Consider the following 19,098-nt stretch of genomic DNA (forward strand, 5'->3'; position numbering starts at 1 on the left):
ATGGTGGCGACGTCCTTGGCCTGGACAACGGCGTTCGGCGTGGCCACGACCGGCAGGTTGGCGACGTCCTCGGGCCTCTCGATCAACGACGGCACCTTGACCGCGTATTTGCCCTGCGACCCTTCGATGTTGCCGGCGGCGACCACGCTGTTGGAAGCGCCGACGGCGCCGATGAACTGGTCGAGTTGCAGCTCGTAGGACGACAGTTTCATCGGATCGATGACCACTTCGACGAGGTCGTCGCGCGCCCCCTGCAGCGAGCCCTCGAGCACGCCAGGCACTTGCTCGATGCGGTCGCGCAGCTGGCGCGCGGCAGCCGTCAGCACGCGCTCGGGCACGTCGCCCGACAGCGTCACCACCAAAACGGGGAACTCGGAGACATTGACCTCGGTAACGACGGGCTCCTCGGCGGCCTTCGGCAGGTCCGCCTTGCCGTCCTGCACCTTGCGGCGCGTGTCCTGCAGCGCTGTCGCCAGGTCGGTCTGCGGCTGGAATTCGACCAGCACGTAGCCACCGCCCTGGAAGGCGGCCGAGCGCATCTCCTTGAGCCCTTTGAGGCTCTTGAGCTTGCTTTCCATCGGCCGCAGCAGCAGGCGCTCGGAGTCTTCCGGCGAGATGCCTTGGTAGATCAAGCTGACATACATCGTCGGAATCGGAACGTCCGGCTCCGCTTCCTTCGGTGTCGACTGATAGGCGACCGCACCGGCAAGGATGAGGAAGACCAGGACCGAAATGGTCAGCCGAGCATTGCTGATTGCAAGTTTGACGATGTCCATGATTACTGCGTCCCGGTCGTCGCTTCGCCCAACAACTTTTGGATGGTCGCCTGGTCGGCCTCTACGGGCTTCACCAGATCGCCCTCCTTCACCAGCTCCTGGCCGGCGACGATGATGCGCGCGTCTTGTGGAATGCCGCCCAGCACCAGGCCGTGCGGCGTGTCGTCGACGAGGTCGATCGGGAAGAAAGCCACCTTGTCGTCCTTGCCGACGGCGCGGATGCCGAGGTCGCCCTTGTCGCCGAGCGTCACCACCGAGCGCGGCAACAGCACCGCATCGGTCGGCTCGGCGCTGAGCGCGATCTCGGCCGTCATGCCGGCGGGAATCGAGCCGTCGCCATTGGGGATCGCCACTTCGACGCGGAAGGTGCGGGTCTGCGAAGAGGCATCGCGGCTGATATAGCGAACGGTGCCCGTGACCTTCTGGTCGTTGACCAGGCGCACATCGGCTTCGTCGCCGATCTTGAGATGGCGCAGGTCGCGCTCGCTGATCTCGCCACGCGCGATGATCGGGTTGAGCTTGAGGATCGTCGCGACCTCGCCCTGCATCACCGAACTGCCGAGCTCCACCGGGATGCGATCGATCACGCCGTCGAACGGCGCCTTGACCTCGTTGCGGTCGAGTTCGGCCTGCGCTGTATCGAGCTGGGATTGCGCCAGGGTCAGATTGGAGCGGGCGGTGTCGAGCTGCAGCTTGGGCAAATTGCCGGTCTTGGCCAGCCGCTCGGAAGCGTCGAGCTCGGCCTTGCGCTGCACCAGGAGCTGCTTGGCGTTGTCGACGTTGGAGATCTTCTCTTCCGCCGCGAGCATCAGCACAAGGTCGCCGGTCTTGACGTGATCGCCCTGCTTGACCGGCAGTTTTTCGATGACGCCGGCGACGCGCGTCGCAAGCACCGCGCGCTTGTCGGCTTCGGTCAGGCCGGAGACGCGGATGGCGCGAGCATAGGTCTTGCGCGGCGGCGTCACCACCGCGACGGTGCGCGGTGCGGCCTTCGGCTCGGCCTCTGCCGTCTTCGGCTTTTCAGCGCCGGATTGCGCTGCTTGGTCTGCTTCTCCCGCCTTCTGGTGATCGGTGGCGCTGCCCACGGACCAGAACTCGCCCGTAGCCATCCAGGCAGCGAACCCGACAAGCACGGCAATGGCTGCAAGCTTGTGAGGCCTGATTTTCGGCATCGTCGTTTTTTCCAGTGCGCGGGGTTCGGCCGGGCCGCGTCTTCTAACTCGGCGCGTTGTCGATATGGGTGCACGCTTGCCGTGATCGGCGAACGAGCTTCTAGATCAAAGTTGCATCGCAATATCGTCAAAAAAGTTGGTAGGTAATACTTCGCTGGGCTGGATACGGTCGCCGTGACGGCGGACCAGCGCGGCCGTTCAACTTCGACATAACACTCGGCACAGCGCGGATACTAAGCGCTTCCCCGTGTGGTTGCCCACCTCGCGCCCTTCTGGGACCATTCGGCACCAATTTCCACTGTCTTCGGATCGTTGCCTTCTGTACTCCAAAGGGCATAGGTGGTTGATGCTCAGGCTTTTTCCTCGGGTGTGCCTGCAGGCCGAGGCATTTGATTTCGGTCACATCCCTAATAGGGTCGGCAGGATTGTGAAAATTGATTGTTCGGATGACTGTCATCCACGCCCTAAAAACATCGAAGGCGGAGTCGGGCGTGGCTGGGTCCGCGCCTGTGTGGCGGCGGCCGGCAAACGCTTGGCGGCGGACGGAATTCCGCACACACAGCGATTGATCCGCTGACGATCCGCAATGTAAGAGGCTCGCGGCATTCAGCAGCCCCGTCTTCATCAACGCATGGACCCCTACCTTGTGCATTGTCGATCTCGTAGACGCGATCGACGTTGAGCACTGGCCGAGGGACTCCGCGATGTGATCCATGAAACACCCCTCACCGGTGCTACCAAGCACAAGACGCCTGACGCCGATCGGCGTGGTCCGCGATGCCTTTGTCGGCTTCGCGGAGCGAGCCGGATTCTGAAAGACCCCGAGGTGGAAATGCCGTGGATCGCTGCTTCCAATTCGGGCGGTGGACAGGTCTGGTGCGGCTGCGCCTTATCCGGCTGAGCATGGCGGAGAACGACAAGCGCGCAACCGGAACCGGCTGCGCGCTGCGGGTCCAAAATTGCGGATACGCCGGCACGCTGATGATGAGACTATGGTGTCTGGGGTTCACCGCCTCAGCATCGCCGCAATGCCATGACGGACAAAGGGAAGATGTTGTCCGAGGCGCAGTCCCACATGCCTTGCAAGCCGTGCCGCCGGATGCTCGCTTGAGTAGAGTCCGACGAGGATATTCGTAGCATGATAGAGCGGCGCCGCCGACAGGCGCAATCGGCTTTCATATCTGTGGAGCATGTCGGGATCGGCAATGTCGCGACGGTCACGCCATGCTGTCTGGATACCACGGGCGAGCTGCTTCTGGCTGCCGAGGCCGATGTTGAAGCCGTGCGCGGTCACCGGGTGCATGCCGATCGCAGCGTCGCCGATCAATGCGGCGCTCGGCGCCCGGAACCTGTGCGCCCAGGTCGTGACCAACGGATAAATATGGCGTCGGCTTGCCAAGCTCATCTTGCCGAGGCGCCCCCGACACCGCTTTGTCAAATCCATCAGAAACAACTCGTCGTCAAGGGCAAGCAGTCCGTCGGCATCGTTTGAGGGCAAAGTCAAAAGCAGCGACGACACGCCTTGCGCGAGGGGCAACATCGCTACCGTCTGACGGTGATCGAACCATTCGATCGCGATCTGGTGGTGGGGGCGCTCGTGTCTCACGCGGCAAATCAGCATCGAGTTGCCAAGCCGATTGATGTCGGCGCTGATGCCGAGCAGATTTCGGGTGGCGGACAAACGCGAATCGGCGGCAACGAGAAGCCGAGCGGTCAGCCGCCTGCCATTGGAGAGCGTTATGACTGCTCCCTGGCGGCTGTTTGTTGCACGCACGACCGCGTGGCCGCACAGCAGCCGGGCATGGCCCTGCAAGCGGATGATCTTGAAAAGGGCATCGCGGATCTGGCAATTCGGGACCAGAACGCCCAGTGGTTCGGGGGATCCGTCGGGGGAATCGAAACACAGCGCAAAAGGGCTCGATCCATTGAGCACGCGTGCGCCTTGAAGCGGTGACTTGTCCGAAGCAGGGATAACATCCCAGGCGCCGAGCTCGCGAAGGATGCCAATCGAGGCGTGGGTGAGCGCGATTTCGCGACCGTCGAAAGCGGGACTTGCCAGTCTTTCCAGGGATTGCCCTTCGACAACCGCCAGTTTGAACTCGCCGTGGGCAAGCGATGCGGCGAAGGAAAGTCCGACCGGCCCGGCGCCAACGACAATGATGTCGAAGCTGTCGTCACAGCCGGCCATCAGCGTGTCGCCAGCGCGTCGGCTCTCTTCGCGAGACGCTGCTGGAGTCGAGCCGCATGGCGTGCGTCGAACGCGCTGCGATCCATTGCCCGCCGCATCGCCTCGAGCGCGTTTCTCACGTCGGTTCTTGGCTGGTGAAGCGTCATTTGCCCGCCGTACGGTCCGGATTGTCAAGACGTTAGGGAGCGACGACCAGGCTGTCGGTCAGCACATGCGTTTTTCCCTGAAGGACTGGTCGATCAAACCACGCCGACCACGACTTCGCCTTGATCTGGGTCAGTCGAGGCCCACCGGCGTCGGATGACTCGATCCAGTCATGTGCCAGCTGACGCCATGACGATGCCATGGCATCAGCCAGCCCAAGGAAGAACCAGGCGTCTGATCTGGGGAAGGCTGTTTCAGGACCTTTGCGAGATCAGCGAATAACCGGCTCGCCATGGAAGCGCCGGCGCGAGGGCGGCGACACGCCGAAGCCGACTTCCATCATCAGCCGCGGCGTGCGCGAAGGCACGGTGCCCATATGGAAGCCAAACGGATCCTCGACAAAGCCGAGGCCGGCTTCACCGGTCAGCGTGACGGGGCTGTCATCGCCATAGACCTTGAGAACCTCTTGCGCCGGATGGCCGACGAGCAGCGTCAGTTGATGCTTGAGGATGCGCCGCTTGTGGCTGCCCCGGACATAGACATGCGGGCCGGTGCCCTCGTCGACCGGCGCCAGATAGAAGAAGAATTTCAGCATCCGCCAGTCATCGAGATCGAAATGATACTTCCCGAGTGAGGCACGGTTCTTGTCGGCGTCGGAAGCCTGGCCGGTCGGAAAGCTCCACCACACGCGTGTGGTGATCAGTTTTGCCTGAGCACCCAGATAATGCGCGGCGATGTCGAGCAGCAGCGGGTCGTTCTGGATGGCGACCGCTGCCTCGCAGCCGAGGATGCGTTCGAAATAGTGGCCACTGAGCAAGGAGCGGCCGAAACGCTTCTCGGCCTCGGCATGGTCCTCCGGCATGAATTCGAGACGGCGATCGAAATTACCGAAACAAGGCGTGCACCGGGCGAAGGCGGCGATCTCCTCATGGATGAAGGTCGGCAGGGCGAGCCCGCAAAACAGCCCGTCCGACCGCAGCGCCTCGACAACGTCCTGGCGACTGACGCCGGCAAACATCGTGTTATGGGCTTTTTGCGACACGCGAACCGGCTTTGCCCCACGCCAGTGCATCCTGCGGGCCGGCATGGTGCGAGCGAGCACGAACATCGGCAGCCATGCCGGGTTCTCGCGAATGTCCGACAGATAGGTCGGAATGCGCACGGCGATGCGGCGCAGCACGCCGCCGTTTCGCGCGATGGCCTCGATACTGGCGGCACCGGATTTGTCAGGGCTCGAAAGGGTCATGAAGGTCCTCAGCTAGAATGCGATATCGACGAAGCATCGGTTCTCGCTGCCTCGCCGCTGGGATCCAAGCCCGATTCCCGCAACGGAAGGACGTCTAGCCGTGGGTCGGATTTTGTGCAATGCACAATAGCCTTGCGTGAGGCAAACGCTGTTCGGATAAGGCCGCTCATCCCGTTTGCTCGGGTGGCCACAATATATGGTGCTGCGTCTGTCCTCCTTCTCCCAGTCGATCAGCGTAGACTAGTGCCCGTCCATAAACCCACTATTTTATTGCGTTTACAATAGTTTGCGACTCAATGGGCAGCGCCTTCGAAGCTGTGTGGTCGGCATGATGGGTGCAAATCGCCGGCGAAAGGGCTTTCTGGCGAGAATACGCGCACAGCCAGCGACCGGCGCTCGCCGGTCCATCTCGACCTGGTCGAATGGGGATGTCAGGTTAGCCTGAGATGCGCGAAGAGGGCGAGGTTGTAAGCCACCACTGAGGACCAGACGTAAGTCTTGAAGTGGTCGAGCCCGCGCCAGGTGCAGCGTCCCAGACCATAGGCCCGCTTGAGGCAGGAGATGCCGGCCTCGATGCCGGCGCGGAAGTTTCTGAGCTTGCGGTAGACCCAGCGGCTTTTGACCATGTCTTCGATCTTGAGGCCGGCCTTTTTGTGGAAGGCCATGTCGCTGATGCCGAGCTCCTTGGCCTGGCGCAGATTGTTGTGGCTGGCATAGCCGCCGTCGGCTGCCGCCTGCTGCGGCGCCTCGCCATAGAAGGCGATGTGGCGTTCCAGCATCGGCAAGAGACGCTCGCTGTCAGCCGGGTTGCCGGCTTCGATGACGAGATCGAGGATCAGTCCGCTTCTGCCGCTGGTGAGGTTGATTTTGTGGCCATATTGGACGTCGCGGCTGCCCTTGATGATGATTTCGGCATGCGGCTCGAACAAGCTCACCAGCTTCTCGCCGGCCGGCACCGCCTCGCCGGCCAGCACCCGCCGCTCGGTCTGGGCGATGATCCGCTCGATCAGCAGCCGGTAGTGGCCGACAACGGCCTGCCACAGTTCGCCGGCCGGGCCCGACGCCAAGGGCAACTGCGCCGCCGCCTGGTTCAGATACTCCAGGGTTTTGTGGGTGATTGTGAGCAGCTCGCGGTAGCGCTTGATCCGTTTCGGGCGACCGCGGGCATACTGGATCGTCCGGGCCCGCTTCTTTGCCGCGCGGCAGTGATCGTGCCATGGGATGATGCTGCCCAAGGCATCGGCCGCATCGAGAAGCCGCACCATCACCCGCACGCAGTCCCACAAAAGGCTACTGTCGCTCGGCTCGTGCATTAGCGCTGCAGTGACGGTGCTGTCGACACGCACGAGCTTGCCGCTTTCCATCTTGTCCCGCCGGGCGCTCAAAAGCAGCGTCCGATTGATTTCTTCCCAGGTCTCGGCCCGAAGCGCGCTGATCGTCTTGTGCAAGACCGACTTCTTCGGGCTCCAGCCCCACGGCAGCCGGGCAAAAGCTCGGAACGAGGCGGAGTCTTCCAGATGGAAGGCCAGCTCTTGATAGCTCAGTTGGCGGTGCTGCTTGAGCAAAGCGCAGCGCAGCACGGCCTCCGCCGGCAGTCCCTCGCGGCCGGTTTCCTTGACCCCATGCCGGCGCAAGTCCCCAGCCGCTAACTCGAGCAGGTCGCGATGGGCGTCCAGCCATTGCGACATCGCTTTCAGTTCACAGCCGATCTCGTGTCCGCAGAAAAGATCGAATATACTGCTCTGGACGGTGCGTTCTTGACGCATTGTTGGCTCCGGCGGTTGCGGGTTTGTCTTTAGAATCAGTCGCTTGATCTAAAGTGTACCTGAAACCGCCGGGCTTTACCTGCGGAAATGTCGCGATTCTTCCAACAAATTCAGCAGCTTGCCGTTTATGGATGGGCACTAGACTAGGCACGATTCGGTGTTGCCAGCATCCGGCCAATTTGGAGATCGCTCAGGCCTTGGCGCTCGCCAGCACCTGACATACTTTCCATAAGCAACTTGCGTAGGGATCGCGTGTGCGGCCCGATGACATCGATCTCGTTCTGGACGCTGACATTTCGGAGGACCCATACGTCCTCCTTGATGTCGCCACCCCCGATGGCGTGCTTCAGCTCTTGGGGGACGTGGAGATGGGTAGCAACCATCTGGTCATCCGTGACCTCCATATTGGGGGGCGATACCCAGGTCCGATGGGGTTGGTCCAAATTGCGCAAGCTCGGTCGAGTGATCGCGGAGAAGAGCTTAATGTCGACTACATCGAAGTTCATGGAGCGGTTCGGACAACGGGTGCGAACCCGGGACGTCGTCCGGGTGTCGTCAGGCTCTCCCGTCCGGCTGAGCCTCAGCTTTCTACACGGCGCGAATACTCCTGAGGCTGCTCGGATTCTCGTCAGGAGACAGCTGCCGCTGAGGACGGCCCATGCGGTCCTCACGGAGATGGTCGATCACGGCAAGGCGTTCGTGACTGTTCCTTGCGTCGACGACCTGCGGGCACTGAAGGACGAACTCTCGTCCGCAGGAGTGATCGCGAAGGTCATGCGCCGCGGCCGATAAGCGTTCGCGAAGTCCAGGGTAGCACGAAGCTGTCCCAGGAGGCGTTCTCCGTGAGGTATGGCCTCGATCTGGCAACGCTTCGAAACTGGGAGCAAGGTCGCTCGGAACCGGATGCAGCGGCGAATACTCTCCTTTGGACCATCGCCCGGAATCTGGAGGCAGTCGAAAAATCGCTCGAGATGGAGGACGAAGTGGCGGCGCCGTCTCACTAGGAGTCTAAGTCCAGGTAGAGGGCCGTCGGAACGGCCACTCCATCGCGCGGCTACTCGGCCGCCAACGCGATGCCGGCCGCCGGACGGGAGGCAACGCCAGGATCCGCGGGATGAGCGGATCCGGCCTGCTGTAGCGCCTTCCAACGCAATCTTCTCGCTAAACTCGGCACGCCATCAGCTTAACGAGGAAAGGAAAACGTGAACGAAGTTCCCTTCTGATCACGACCCCTAGACGTTGGACTGTCAGGTTCGACCGTATACGTCCTCAAGCCGCACAATGTCATCTTCACCTAGATACTCGCCGCTTTGGACCTCAATCATCACCAATCCGATATTGCCGGGGTTCTCGAGCCGGTGTTTGTGCCCGCACGGGATATGGGTGGATTGATTGGTTGTCAGCAGCAGTTCCTGGTCCCCGTTGACAATCTTGGCGGTGCCGCTGACCACGACCCAGTGCTCCGAACGATGGTAGTGCATCTGCAGGCTCAAGCGCCCGCCCGGCTTCACCTCGATGCGCTTGATCTTGAAGCGCTTGCCTTCCTCGAGCACAGTATAGGTGCCCCATGGCCGGTGCACCGTGCTGTGAAGCAGATGCGCCTCGTGCCCCGAAGCCTTGAGCCCCTCGAACAGTCTCTTGACGTCCTGGACGCGATCGCGGGATGCGACGAGCAGCGCATCGGGAGAATCGACAATCACCAGGTCGCTGACGCCGACCGTGCCGATGACCCGTTTGTCCGAGCTTATATAGGTGTCGAGGGTGTCCACCACATGGACATCGCCGCGGATCCTGTTGCCGCTCTCGTCGGGAGGGATCAGTTCGGCCATTGCGTTCCAGGAACCGATGTCGTTCCACCCCATCTCGCAAGGAACGACGGCGAGATTTTCCGCTTTTTCCATCACCGCCCGGTCGAGCGAGATTCGCGGAGCCAGGGCGAAATGCTTGGCCGAAAGCTCGATGCTGGCAAAGCGCTCACCGTCAACGATTTCGGCGTTCTCGTAGCTGCCGAGAACGGCATCGACTACCTCCTTGCAATGCAGGGCCATCTCATCGAGCATGACCTGCGCCTTGAAGCAGAAGATGCCAGCATTCCAGAAGAAACGTTTGGAGGCGACATAGGATTTGGCGGTCTCGACGTCAGGCTTCTCGACGAAACGGACGACGTTTTCGCCATCGGCCTCGATATAGCCGAACCCCGTGTCCGGCCTGTCCGCATTTATGCCTAGGGCAGCAATGCGCCCCTGCCGCGCATGCTCGATTGCCCGACTCATGGCGATTCGGAAAGTCGGAAGGTCGCCGATCATCTGGTCCGCGGGAAAAATGCACAGGATCGCATCCGGGCCCTGTGTCGCCTTGGCGTGGATGGTCGCCGCGGCGACAGCGGCGGCCGTGTCCCGACCCTCCGGCTCGAGCAGGAAGGTGCGCGGCAGCACGACGGAATCGAGCTCGTCAAAATGGTCTTTCGTGACGAAGAGATGGTCCTTGGAGGTCACGGTGACGAGCTCGGCCGCCTCCACCATCGAGGCCGCGCGCAAGGCGGTGTGCTGGATGAGCGAATGCCCGTCCGCCATCTTGAGGAAAGGCTTGGGATGCGATTGCCTGGAGGCGGGCCATAGTCGCGAGCCGGCTCCGCCGCTGATGATGACCGGAACCACTTTCATCGAATGCCCTCTACCGTCTTTGACGCGAATGCCTGTGCCCTTTTCAGCACCGAGGCGACGATCGCCGTGGCTCTGCTCTCGGTCGAAGCTTCCGAATAGCAGCGCAGTTCCGGGGCATTGCCGGAGGGCCGCAGATGTATGATCTCGTCTGTGCGCATGCGCACCCTGAAGCCGTCGGTTTCGTCAACCTCGGCTACCGTCCCGAACGGGGTGAGAAATTGCTGCAGCACGTCGAAATTTGCGAGCCGATCCATCAATCTGCTTGAACTTTCCGTGGAGAAATCCCGGAGCCGGTCGCTCGCGCACACCGGAAGGCTCCAGAGCTCGCGCAGTTGGGACAGCTTCTTTTTTGTCGATGCCATGGAGGCAAGAACAGCCAGGATGGGGAGAAGAGAGTCCCGTGTCGGCAGTGCGGTCAAAGTCTTTCCGTTCAATGTGCAATCCGACCCCAGGAGAACGCCGCCATTGGCCTCAAAGCCGAGGACGACGCCGCCGGCGGCGGACGATGCTTCCATGGCTTCGATGACAAATGGAGAACCGACCTTCGTCCTCCGGACTTCGAAGCCAAAGGCTTTCGAAATGCCTGAGTTTGAGGTCACCGGCGTCACAACGGTATCCGCCTTCAGGAAGAGAGCCGTGGCGAGCCCAACCAGATCGCCGCGAAACAGATCGCCATTTTCATCGGCAATGAGTGGCCGATCAGCGTCCGCATCGGTCGACACGATGGCGTCGAGGGCGAATTCGCGGACCCAGCCTTTCAATCTCGCAATCGTGTCGGCGTCGACCGCTTCAGTATCGACTGGCACGAAGGTTTCGGTTTTCCCGAAGGCGACCACGCCGGCGCCGAGAGATTGAAGAACTTCCACCAAAAGTCTTGCTGCTACCGAACTGTGCTGGTAGACGCCAAGTCTCATGCCGGAAAGGGAGCCCGGCTCCAGCATGTCATTGGCGCGCTCTCGATAAGAGGCCATCGCTTCTTCATGGCGGATGGGCCACGTCGTTTCCAGAAGAGCCGGTGGCAAGCAATATGCATTTGATCTTTCGGCTACAAAGCGCGTAATCGCGGCCTCATCCGCCTTGCTGATCTCACCATTCGGGCCGTAGAATTTGATGCCGTTGCGATCGGCTGGAATGTGTGAGCCAGTGACCATAAGAGCCGCCGCGCCGTGTCTGCGTGCATATAGTGCCAGGGCAGGCGTAGGTATGGCGCCGCAATCGATCGGCTGGAAACCATTTGCGGCCAATGCTGCCATGCAATTGTTGGCTATCGCCTGACTGCTGTCACGTAGGTCGCGGCCTATGAAGACCGAGCTATTCGGCTGAACCCCGCTCGAAATCAAATGCGAGGCGAAAGCTTCGGTATAAAGTCCGCTGGCCTTGCCGACCAATTCCGACCCCAAACCTCGAATGCCGCTTGACCCGAATTTCATGATTTCGCTTTGCTGGTGGACAGGCACGGTGGTGTAACGTTGCGGTGGGCTAGTGCTTCTATTGAAAGCGCCATCGTTCTCAGCCACCTGCTGTTCAGATATGCGGCTTCTACAACACGGTAACTGCCGATCAAATTTGCCGAACTATCCAAACAGGAACTCAAAACGGAAGTTGGAGCCTCCCACTGGCAGTCGGGGCATCCACAGCTGTCCTTCTATTGGAATCTCTTGGCGCGCTTCATCGAATGATCAAGCAGCGGAGTGATTGATCCTTGCCTGCCGGTATTTCCGCTATGCAGCATCATGACACATCCGTAAACTTGGTTGTTTGGATGGAATGCATCCATGCCATGGATAGGCTCGAAGCCGGCGTATAAGGCTTTGTGCGGACCTGCTTGAGCCCGAGCTTGCGGCAAGCAGCCTTGGACCTGTAGCAGGAGCCGCTGTCGGTATGACGCGCTCGACGGTAGTCCCGAGACCGGCATAAAAGGCGAGAGCAGCCTTAACGAAGGCGATGGCGCTTTCCTTCTTCTCGTCGGGCCAGATTTGCGAGAAGGTGACACGCGAAGCGTCGTCGATGCAGACATGGACGAACTTCCATCCGATGCCGCGGCTGTTGATTGTTCCTTTCGATCGCCGGTGATGCAGTGGCCAGACGATCGAACCGACTTTCTTGAAGTCGATGTGGATCATCTCGCCTGGCGTGTCGCGCTCATAGCGGCGAACAGGCTCGGCCGGCTCCATGTCCCTCAGCCGTGACAGGCCGGTACGTGTGAGCGCCCTGCTCACAGTCGTTGGCGAACACCTGTACGCTTGGCGATGTGCTGGCCCAACCGCCGTTGACGGCGCAGGGCCAAATCTGGTCGGCCACTGCTGCTGCAGTTCGCTTTGGAGTTGTCTCGGTCTCGATGAGCGGCCGCACATGCCAGCGCAGCCCTCAGCCGCGAATCGCTCGACCCAGCGCGCAACCACCTTCGGCTTCACCGAGGTTCGCGCCGGAGCTGCGTTCGGGCCATCGCCTCTCGAGGCCGCGGATCATCCTACTGCCGAACAGCCGCTAGTTGCAGGCGCAATAGTTGCGCTCGCGGGAGGCCGGCTTTCCCGAAGCCGTCGCCAACCTGATCTGTGGCTGCAAACGCTATGCCGTCGGCCGCACGCTGATTAGCCGATCAACTTGATCCACAGGCGCTTGAACCATGCGAGGACGGCCCTGAGCCCCTTCGGCTGGGCGCCGCGTTTGAGAAGGCGGTCATAGGCGCGGCCGGCTTCGATCTGCTCGCGAGACATCTTGCCGGCCCAATGGATTCGGCCACGTTTGATGATGTAGTGCGAGCCACAAGGGAAGTCATGGTTGCCGATCGAGGGCCAGATCGAGGCGCCCTCGTCCTCCATGACAAGGTCATATTCGGTTGGAACGAGCGGTGTTGAAACCTCCTCGCCACACCCACAGGCGCAATTATGGAGGGCAACGTGGCATTGGCGCGACACGTAAAGGAGCCCGTCTTCCAGCTGTTCGGGAATGTCTTCGACAAAGACTGTTGTAAGACAGTCCACCCGAGCCATCATGCCCCCCGGTTCGTGATGTTGTTGCCCTCGATCATGTATGTCGCATTCCTTTCGTTGCGCTCATCACGATAGAAGGTCAACCAGCGCTTCCAGCGCATGATCGCCATGATCGCGTTCAACGAATTCAGCTCGGCGGTCTGGATTTCGGTTCCGTACACATCGGCCTCTTCATCGTCGTCACCGAACGACAGATGGGTCGCCACCTCCGCCCACGGCGTGCCGGCGGCAATGAAAGTCGCCCGTGCGCAACCGTCGAGCGTGTTGTCATCGTGTCCGAGACCGATGCCAGTGTCGACGAATGGAATGCCCAGGCGAACCAGCCCTTCGGCAATCACGCGCCGCGACGATCCCTTGTCAACACAGACGAAGACGAAGTCATAAGCTGCAAATTCGTCAATGTTGTCAGCCTTGACCCTGGTGGCGTGCGGTTTCACGCCCTTGTGCATGCGCGCGTAAAGCGCTGCGTAGCAATCTACCTTGCGGGGAAAATTCTTCGCCAGCGCCAGTTCGGGAGCACCGGGCGAACGGAAAAGATTGAGGTTGAGAAGTTGGTCGTTGTCGGATCTCCGACGAAGTCGGACACGAGACATAGCGCCATTAGAATGATCGCGTTGTTTTGCAATGATTTTCTCATTTGGCACGACCTTTGCGGAGGCAATCCCGCATGAGCGCTCCGCCAATCTCGATTGATGCGAGCGGGATTGAATCATGGCGAAGTGCGTCGTTTCTGAAGATCAAGGAGAGAAGAGCATGGCGAGAGCGCGAATTGGGGTGGCTGGGGCAGTGACAGCGGGTGTCGTCATGATGCTGGTAGGGCAGCAGGCGGCTGCGGCCGACCTTCCAGAAGTCCCATGCGACCCGGATGAGGGTGCCGTATTCACGGAAGCGCCAAGCCCCTGGCAGATCCGTCTGCGGGCGTTGGGGGTGATCACGGAGGATTCGGGCTACGTCAACGCGGTGCCCGGCTCCGGTCTTTCGTATTCGAACACCGTGACGCCGGAACTCGATATTTCGTATTTCTTCACGGACAACATCGCCACCGAACTCATACTGGGCACCACCTATGCCAACATCACAGGCCAAGGCTCGATCGGCCCTCTGGGGGATATCGGTAAAGTTTGGCTGCTGCCGCCCACCCTCACATTGCAGTATCATTTTACCGATTTCGGCGCTTTCAAGCCCTATGTCGGCGCTGGCGTGAACTATACGATCTTCTATCATCAGCAAACCGGCAGCGCCGATGATCTGAAGGTCAAGAACACATTCGGCGCCGCGCTGCAGGTCGGATTCGACTACATGGTGGACCAGCACTGGGGCGTCAACTTTGACGTGAAGAAGCTTTTCCTTAAGCCCGACTTCGACGTCACTGTCGCCGGCGCCAAGCTCACAGGCAAGGCCGCGCTTGATCCCTGGCTGGTAGGCGCAGGTCTCACCTACCGCTTCTAAGGACGAAGCAACTCAAGGCGGCGCGTTTCGAAGTCCGCGCGCGGATGATCCGTGCCGAGAAGTGGACCCGCGATGGTTCTTAAAGGAGTGCTGGCATGCGCGTGGAAAACGATCATTGCGACGTGATCGGCGTGCCGGTCGCTCCCAAACAACTTGATAGTCTGTCTTCTGCGATTCTGCAGCAGGGAGCGATGGCGCGAGTGTCGCTGCCAGGCGATGTGGTGACCTGGGCGGCAGGCCGTCACCAGACGCTCAGGCGGATGCTTTCCGACCAGGGTTTCAACAGGGACTGGCGACAGTGGCGGGCGCTGCAGGACGGCGAGATTCCCGAGGACTATCCGCTGATCGGGATGTGCAAAGTGGACAACATGGCCACGGCGCATGGCGCCGATCACCGGCGCCTGCGCGGCCTGCTGTCCAGGAGCTTCGCGCCGGGTCGTATCGCGTTGCTGACGCCACAGATCGAACAATGCGTCGATCAACTCCTGACCGAGATGGCGCGGCGCGGCGGCAGGGCCGATCTGATGCGCGAGTTCGCCGCTCCGCTGCCCATCAACGTCATCGCCGAACTGTTCGGTCTGCCGGACGAACAGCGCGAGGAGATCGTCGCGCTCACCTACAGCCTGGCCCACACCTCCGCCACAGCCGCAGAAGTGCGACAGACGCGGCAGCGCATCCCGGAATTCTTCCGTCGCCTGATCGCGCTCAAGCGGGGACAGCTCGGCGACGATCTGGCTTCGGCCCTGATCGTCGCGCGCGAGAAGGGCGAGCTCGTTTCCGATACCGAGCTCATTGACATGCTGTTCATGGTGCTTTCTGCAGGCTTCGTGACCACCACCGGCGTCATCGGCAATGGCGTGCTGACGTTGCTGACGCATCCGCAGCAACTGCATCTGGTGCGCAGCGGCCAAGTTCCGTGGTCACAGGCGATCGAGGAGATCCTGCGTTGGGGCAGCTCAGCGGCCAATCTGCCGTTCCCCTATGCCACCCAGGATGTGGAGATCGACGGTTGCATGGTCCGCCGCGGTGACGCCGTCCTGATGGCGTTCCATGCGGGCGAACCGGGACGAAAGGACCTTCGGTTCCGGCGCCGACAGGTTCGATGTCACCCGGCAGCACAACCCGCACCTGGCGTTCGGCGACGGACCGCATTCCTGCCTCGGCGCTGCGCTGGCGCGCCTGGAATTGGGCTGCGCCTTCCCCGCGCTGTTCGGGCGCCTGGAGGATCTGGCGCTGACCATCGCCGCGGAGGACGTCGTTTACATGCCGTCTTACGTCATTCGCTGCCCGCAGAGCCTGCCGGTCACCTTCCGCCCCTCCATCGCTTAGAGAGTGCGGCATTCACCCCGGGTTCATTGATTCTGAGTGGAAGGCTCGACCAGTTGTTTCGCGATTTGCCTGAGAAGCAGGCACTCGCATAGCAGAGTCCGATCACTCACATTGCCGAAACGAGTCTTCTCGTTTGGCGGCATGTGCGCGGCCCCGCAACGCCCCACAGACTAAGGAGAAGCCATCCCATGATCACCCACCAAAGTATCCCCCTCACGTTGATTCACGCAAAGATGACGCTCGGGTCAGGCCTCGCAACATGCTGATGACCCGTCTGGCTCGGGGCTGCCCCCCGCCCGACTCTGTCTCACTCAGTGCAACGAGCACGCAGCACCCTCAAGACAAGGGACAACTCACCTTGCATCAAACCTTGCCCATTGGCCGGTCGCGACAACAGAAGCCATCAGCAAACCTCCTGTCCGGTTGGCCGCGCCGGACACTTTTTGCGATCGTGCTGGCTTTCGTCACCACCGCTCCTGTTCTGGCGGCCACTGATGACATCAAGGCAACGAATTTCCTGCTCGACAATGGCATGGAAGTGGTCGTCATTCCGGACCACCGCGCCCGCATCGTCACGCACGTGGTCTGGTACAAGGTCGGCAGCGCCGACGAGCCGGCCGGCAAATCCGGCATCGCGCATTTTTTCGAGCATCTGATGTTCAAAGCGACGGCCAATCATACCGCCGGCGACTTGAGCCGCGCAGTGGCCGAGATCGGCGGCTCGCACAACGCCTTCACCTCCTACGATTACACCGCCTTCTTTGAAACGGTGCCGCCCTCGGCATTGGAGCAGATGATGGGATTCGAGGCCGACCGCATGCGCAACCTCACCCTTACGGATGATGTGATCGAAGCCGAACGGGACGTGGTCCTGGCGGAGCGACGCTCGCGCATCGACAACGATCCGAAAGAAATACTCGACGAGGAGGTATTCACTACGCTCTGGCAGAGCCAACCTTACCGCATCCCGGTGATCGGCTGGATGCACGAGATCGAGAAGTTGAATCGCAGCGACGCGGTGACGTTTTATTACAAATATTACTGGCCGAATAACGCCGTGCTGGTGGTGGCGGGCGATGTCGAACCGGAGAGCGTGAAGGCGCTCGCCGAGAAGACCTATGGCAAGCTCCCGCGTGGACCGGAGCTGCCGCCGCGTGAGCGCGCGTCTGAGCCGGTGCAGAACACCAGGCGCGTATTGACGCTGAGCGACGACCGCGTTTCGGTCCCCTTCTTCTCCAGCCATTGGGTGGTGCCGTCCTATCGCACCGCTGAGCCCGGCGAAGCCGAGGCGCTGGACCTGCTGGCCGACATTCTCGGCGGAAGCAACCGCAGCCGGTTGTACCAGCAGTTGGTGGTGAAACAGGGCATTGCCGCCGAAGCCGCCGCTGGTTTCGAGGGCGACATGCTGGATGCAACCAGCTTCAACATTCATGCCTCGCCGCGGGGGGATGCCAAGCTTGCCGACGTCGAGGCTGCGGTCAACGCGGAGATCGCCCGCATCGTCAGGAACGGCGTCACTGCCGACGAGCTAGACATGGCAAAAGACCGCTATGTCCGCAGGGTAATCTTTGCGTACGACCATCACGCTTCCATAGCCATGATGTATGGCTCCGCGCTTGCCGCCGGAGGCACTTTGAAAGAGGTCGAGGAACGGCCGGACCGCATCCGCAAAGTCACCGCCGATCAGATCAGGGCCGTTGCCGCGCACTACCTGGTGTCCGACCATTCAACCACTGGCTATCTCTTGCCCAAGGAGAATTGAGACCATGACAAACCAATTCCGCAGCGCCATCGCACAGCCGTTGGGCGCCTCTCTTGTTGGAGCAGAGCGCATGGCCGCCTGGGGGCTGACCGTCCTTTACTTTGCTATTTTCTTCCTCATCCTGCCGGCGCTTACTGCCCGTGCTGCGGTGAACATCCAGGAGGTGAAATCTGAAAAGGGCATCACCGCCTGGCTGGTGGAAGACCATACGCGGCCGACCGTCACGCTGCATTTCCTCTTTGACGGCGGGACCACCCAGGACCCAGTCGGCAAGGAGGGGCTTGCCAATTTGATGACCGGGTTGTTCGACGAGGGCGCCGGTGATTACGACGGCGACACCTTTCAGGTGCGGCTCGATCATGCGGGCGTTGAGATGAGCTTCAGCGCGCGGCGTGACGGCATCTATGGCTCGGTGCGCATGCTTTCCGAACGTCAGGGCGCCGCTTTCGATCTCATCAGGCTCGCGGTGAACAGGCCTCGCTTCGACCAGGAGCCAGTTGACCGCATCCGCGCCCAGATTCTATCCGATGTCATAGCCAACGAGCGCGAACCTCGCGCGATCGCCGAGCTTGCATGGCGGCGCGAACTCTTCGGCACGCATCCGTACTCGAGGCCGAACGAGGGCACCAAGCAAAGCCTCGCCCGCATTACGCCCGCCGATCTTGGCACCTTCCATAAGGCCGCTTTCGCGCGCGACGGGCTGCACGTGGCGATCGTCGGCGACATTGATGCCAAAGCCCTGAGTGCAAGGCTCGACCAGTTGTTCGGCGATTTGCCTCAGAGGCAGGCCCTCGCCCGGGTACCTGCTGTCACCCCGAAACTGGGCCGGTGGATGTTGGTCGAATACAACCTGCCTCAGACTTCGCTCCAGCTGGCTTTCCCCGGCATCGGACGCACTGACCCGGAATTCTATGCCGCAGAGCTGATGAACGATGTACTCGGAGGCTCGCCATTTACCTCACGTCTGTTCCAGGAAGTGCGCGAAAAGCGCGGCCTTGCCTACGGCGTCTCATCTAGCTTGGGGTCCAAAACGCTCGTCGTGACCACGTCGACCCGTGCTGACAAGGCGGCCGAGACCCTCGACCTCATAAGACAAGTGATCAAGGAGCTGGCGGACAGGGGCCCAACAGCGGCCGAGCTCGATGCGAGCAAGAAGTATTTGGTCGGCGCCTATGCTATCGGCAATCTGAGTTCCTCCAGCTCTATTTCAGCCACGCTTCTCGCGTTGCAGCGTGACAAGCTCGGCATAGATTACATTCAGCGCCGCCCGGCCCTCATCGAGCAGGTGACGCTCGACCAGGTCAGGGCGGCGGCGAAGAAGCTGCTTTCTGCCGAGCCCGCGATTATGAGCGTGGGCCCGCTCCTTACGGGTGTCCCGTGACGACGAATAATCCCGCCTCTACAATAGTTGCTGACCGTCTCCGCCGCAGAGATGCATAGAAATACATCTGTCCATTTGATGCGTCTCCATTCGCCACCGACGCATCCCAGGCCTGGGAACCAGCGGTCGGCAAGGTAGTGTGCTGAGAGTTCTGCAAATTCGCTGAGAGAGGGGCGGTCATGGCAGGCTGGTGATTGTTCACGTCACCGATTCCCGCGAAGGAACGCCA

Annotated in this window: 14 protein-coding genes and 1 pseudogene; 4 read left to right on the forward strand and 11 right to left on the reverse strand. The window is 61.1% G+C overall.

Annotated features, from left to right (window positions below; all coding sequences use genetic code 11):
* The 11 genes and pseudogenes from AC0L2L_RS32125 to AC0L2L_RS32175 all read right to left on the reverse strand — a co-directional run.
* Positions 1-776: efflux RND transporter permease subunit (locus AC0L2L_RS32125; RefSeq protein WP_473583831.1), on the reverse strand; the 776-nt coding region annotated here is incomplete at its 3' end.
* A gap of 2 nt (positions 777-778) precedes the next feature.
* The gene (locus AC0L2L_RS32130) at positions 779-1,948 is read right to left on the reverse strand and encodes an efflux RND transporter periplasmic adaptor subunit (protein WP_473583832.1); all 1,170 of its coding nucleotides are present in this window, start codon (positions 1,946-1,948) and stop codon (positions 779-781) included.
* A 1,006-nt stretch (positions 1,949-2,954) separates the two neighbouring features.
* A complete protein-coding gene (gene ubiM / locus AC0L2L_RS32135; RefSeq protein WP_473583833.1) occupies positions 2,955-4,136 on the reverse strand; it encodes a 5-demethoxyubiquinol-8 5-hydroxylase UbiM in 1,182 nt (393 codons plus the stop codon).
* Between the two features lie 415 nt (positions 4,137-4,551).
* Positions 4,552-5,526 (reverse strand): hypothetical protein, encoded by a 975-nt coding sequence (locus tag AC0L2L_RS32140; protein WP_473583834.1) that lies wholly within the window; start codon positions 5,524-5,526, stop codon positions 4,552-4,554.
* A 431-nt stretch (positions 5,527-5,957) separates the two neighbouring features.
* Positions 5,958-7,292, reverse strand: a complete 1,335-nt coding sequence (locus tag AC0L2L_RS32145; RefSeq protein WP_473583835.1) for an ISNCY family transposase — start codon at positions 7,290-7,292, stop codon at positions 5,958-5,960.
* 143 nt (positions 7,293-7,435) lie between these two features.
* The gene (locus AC0L2L_RS32150) at positions 7,436-7,798 is read right to left on the reverse strand and encodes a hypothetical protein (RefSeq protein ID WP_473583836.1); all 363 of its coding nucleotides are present in this window, start codon (positions 7,796-7,798) and stop codon (positions 7,436-7,438) included.
* Between the two features lie 741 nt (positions 7,799-8,539).
* Positions 8,540-9,955: a mannose-1-phosphate guanylyltransferase/mannose-6-phosphate isomerase gene (locus tag AC0L2L_RS32155; protein WP_473583837.1), complete on the reverse strand. Its 1,416-nt coding sequence runs from the start codon at positions 9,953-9,955 to the stop codon at positions 8,540-8,542.
* Entirely contained in the window at positions 9,952-11,385 is a 1,434-nt protein-coding gene (locus AC0L2L_RS32160) for a phosphomannomutase (RefSeq protein ID WP_473583858.1), read from the reverse strand. Before AC0L2L_RS32160 ends, AC0L2L_RS32155 begins: the two co-directional genes overlap by 4 nt.
* A gap of 358 nt (positions 11,386-11,743) precedes the next feature.
* Positions 11,744-12,369: pseudogene (locus tag AC0L2L_RS32165) on the reverse strand (DDE-type integrase/transposase/recombinase); the annotation flags it as partial.
* A 177-nt stretch (positions 12,370-12,546) separates the two neighbouring features.
* The gene (locus tag AC0L2L_RS32170) at positions 12,547-12,951 is read right to left on the reverse strand and encodes a ubiquitination-like system serine protease family protein (RefSeq protein ID WP_473583838.1); all 405 of its coding nucleotides are present in this window, start codon (positions 12,949-12,951) and stop codon (positions 12,547-12,549) included.
* A complete protein-coding gene (locus AC0L2L_RS32175; protein WP_473583839.1) occupies positions 12,948-13,661 on the reverse strand; it encodes a hypothetical protein in 714 nt (237 codons plus the stop codon). The genes AC0L2L_RS32170 and AC0L2L_RS32175 overlap by 4 nt, the downstream gene beginning before the upstream one ends.
* Before the next feature lie 91 nt (positions 13,662-13,752).
* Here AC0L2L_RS32175 and AC0L2L_RS32180 point away from each other — a divergent pair, with 91 nt between their 5' ends.
* The 4 genes from AC0L2L_RS32180 to AC0L2L_RS32195 all read left to right on the forward strand — a co-directional run bounded on the left by AC0L2L_RS32180 (position 13,753) and on the right by AC0L2L_RS32195 (position 18,869).
* Positions 13,753-14,397, forward strand: coding sequence for an OmpW/AlkL family protein (locus AC0L2L_RS32180; protein WP_473583859.1), 645 nt, complete (start codon positions 13,753-13,755; stop codon positions 14,395-14,397).
* A 95-nt stretch (positions 14,398-14,492) separates the two neighbouring features.
* The gene (locus tag AC0L2L_RS32185) at positions 14,493-15,818 is read left to right on the forward strand and encodes a cytochrome P450 family protein (protein WP_473583840.1); all 1,326 of its coding nucleotides are present in this window, start codon (positions 14,493-14,495) and stop codon (positions 15,816-15,818) included.
* 167 nt (positions 15,819-15,985) lie between these two features.
* Positions 15,986-17,488, forward strand: coding sequence for a M16 family metallopeptidase (locus AC0L2L_RS32190; RefSeq protein WP_473583841.1), 1,503 nt, complete (start codon positions 15,986-15,988; stop codon positions 17,486-17,488).
* Between the two features lie 4 nt (positions 17,489-17,492).
* The gene (locus AC0L2L_RS32195) at positions 17,493-18,869 is read left to right on the forward strand and encodes a M16 family metallopeptidase (protein ID WP_473583842.1); all 1,377 of its coding nucleotides are present in this window, start codon (positions 17,493-17,495) and stop codon (positions 18,867-18,869) included.
* The last annotated feature ends 229 nt before the right edge of the window (positions 18,870-19,098 follow it).

Source organism: Mesorhizobium sp. WSM4832, from assembly GCF_055811115.1.

Bases quoted from the DNA above. Each gene is read 5' to 3' on its own strand.
- AC0L2L_RS32130 (WP_473583832.1), bottom strand. From the start codon at position 1,948: ATGCCGAAAATCAGGCCTCACAAGCTTGCAGCCATTGCCGTGCTTGTC.
- ubiM (WP_473583833.1), bottom strand. From the start codon at position 4,136: ATGGCCGGCTGTGACGACAGCTTCGACATCATTGTCGTTGGCGCCGGG.
- AC0L2L_RS32140 (WP_473583834.1), bottom strand. From the start codon at position 5,526: ATGACCCTTTCGAGCCCTGACAAATCCGGTGCCGCCAGTATCGAGGCC.
- AC0L2L_RS32145 (WP_473583835.1), bottom strand. From the start codon at position 7,292: ATGCGTCAAGAACGCACCGTCCAGAGCAGTATATTCGATCTTTTCTGC.
- AC0L2L_RS32150 (WP_473583836.1), bottom strand. From the start codon at position 7,798: ATGAACTTCGATGTAGTCGACATTAAGCTCTTCTCCGCGATCACTCGA.
- AC0L2L_RS32155 (WP_473583837.1), bottom strand. From the start codon at position 9,955: ATGAAAGTGGTTCCGGTCATCATCAGCGGCGGAGCCGGCTCGCGACTA.
- AC0L2L_RS32160 (WP_473583858.1), bottom strand. From the start codon at position 11,385: ATGAAATTCGGGTCAAGCGGCATTCGAGGTTTGGGGTCGGAATTGGTC.
- AC0L2L_RS32170 (WP_473583838.1), bottom strand. From the start codon at position 12,951: ATGATGGCTCGGGTGGACTGTCTTACAACAGTCTTTGTCGAAGACATT.
- AC0L2L_RS32175 (WP_473583839.1), bottom strand. From the start codon at position 13,661: ATGATTCAATCCCGCTCGCATCAATCGAGATTGGCGGAGCGCTCATGC.
- AC0L2L_RS32180 (WP_473583859.1), top strand. From the start codon at position 13,753: ATGATGCTGGTAGGGCAGCAGGCGGCTGCGGCCGACCTTCCAGAAGTC.
- AC0L2L_RS32185 (WP_473583840.1), top strand. From the start codon at position 14,493: ATGCGCGTGGAAAACGATCATTGCGACGTGATCGGCGTGCCGGTCGCT.
- AC0L2L_RS32190 (WP_473583841.1), top strand. From the start codon at position 15,986: ATGCTGATGACCCGTCTGGCTCGGGGCTGCCCCCCGCCCGACTCTGTC.
- AC0L2L_RS32195 (WP_473583842.1), top strand. From the start codon at position 17,493: ATGACAAACCAATTCCGCAGCGCCATCGCACAGCCGTTGGGCGCCTCT.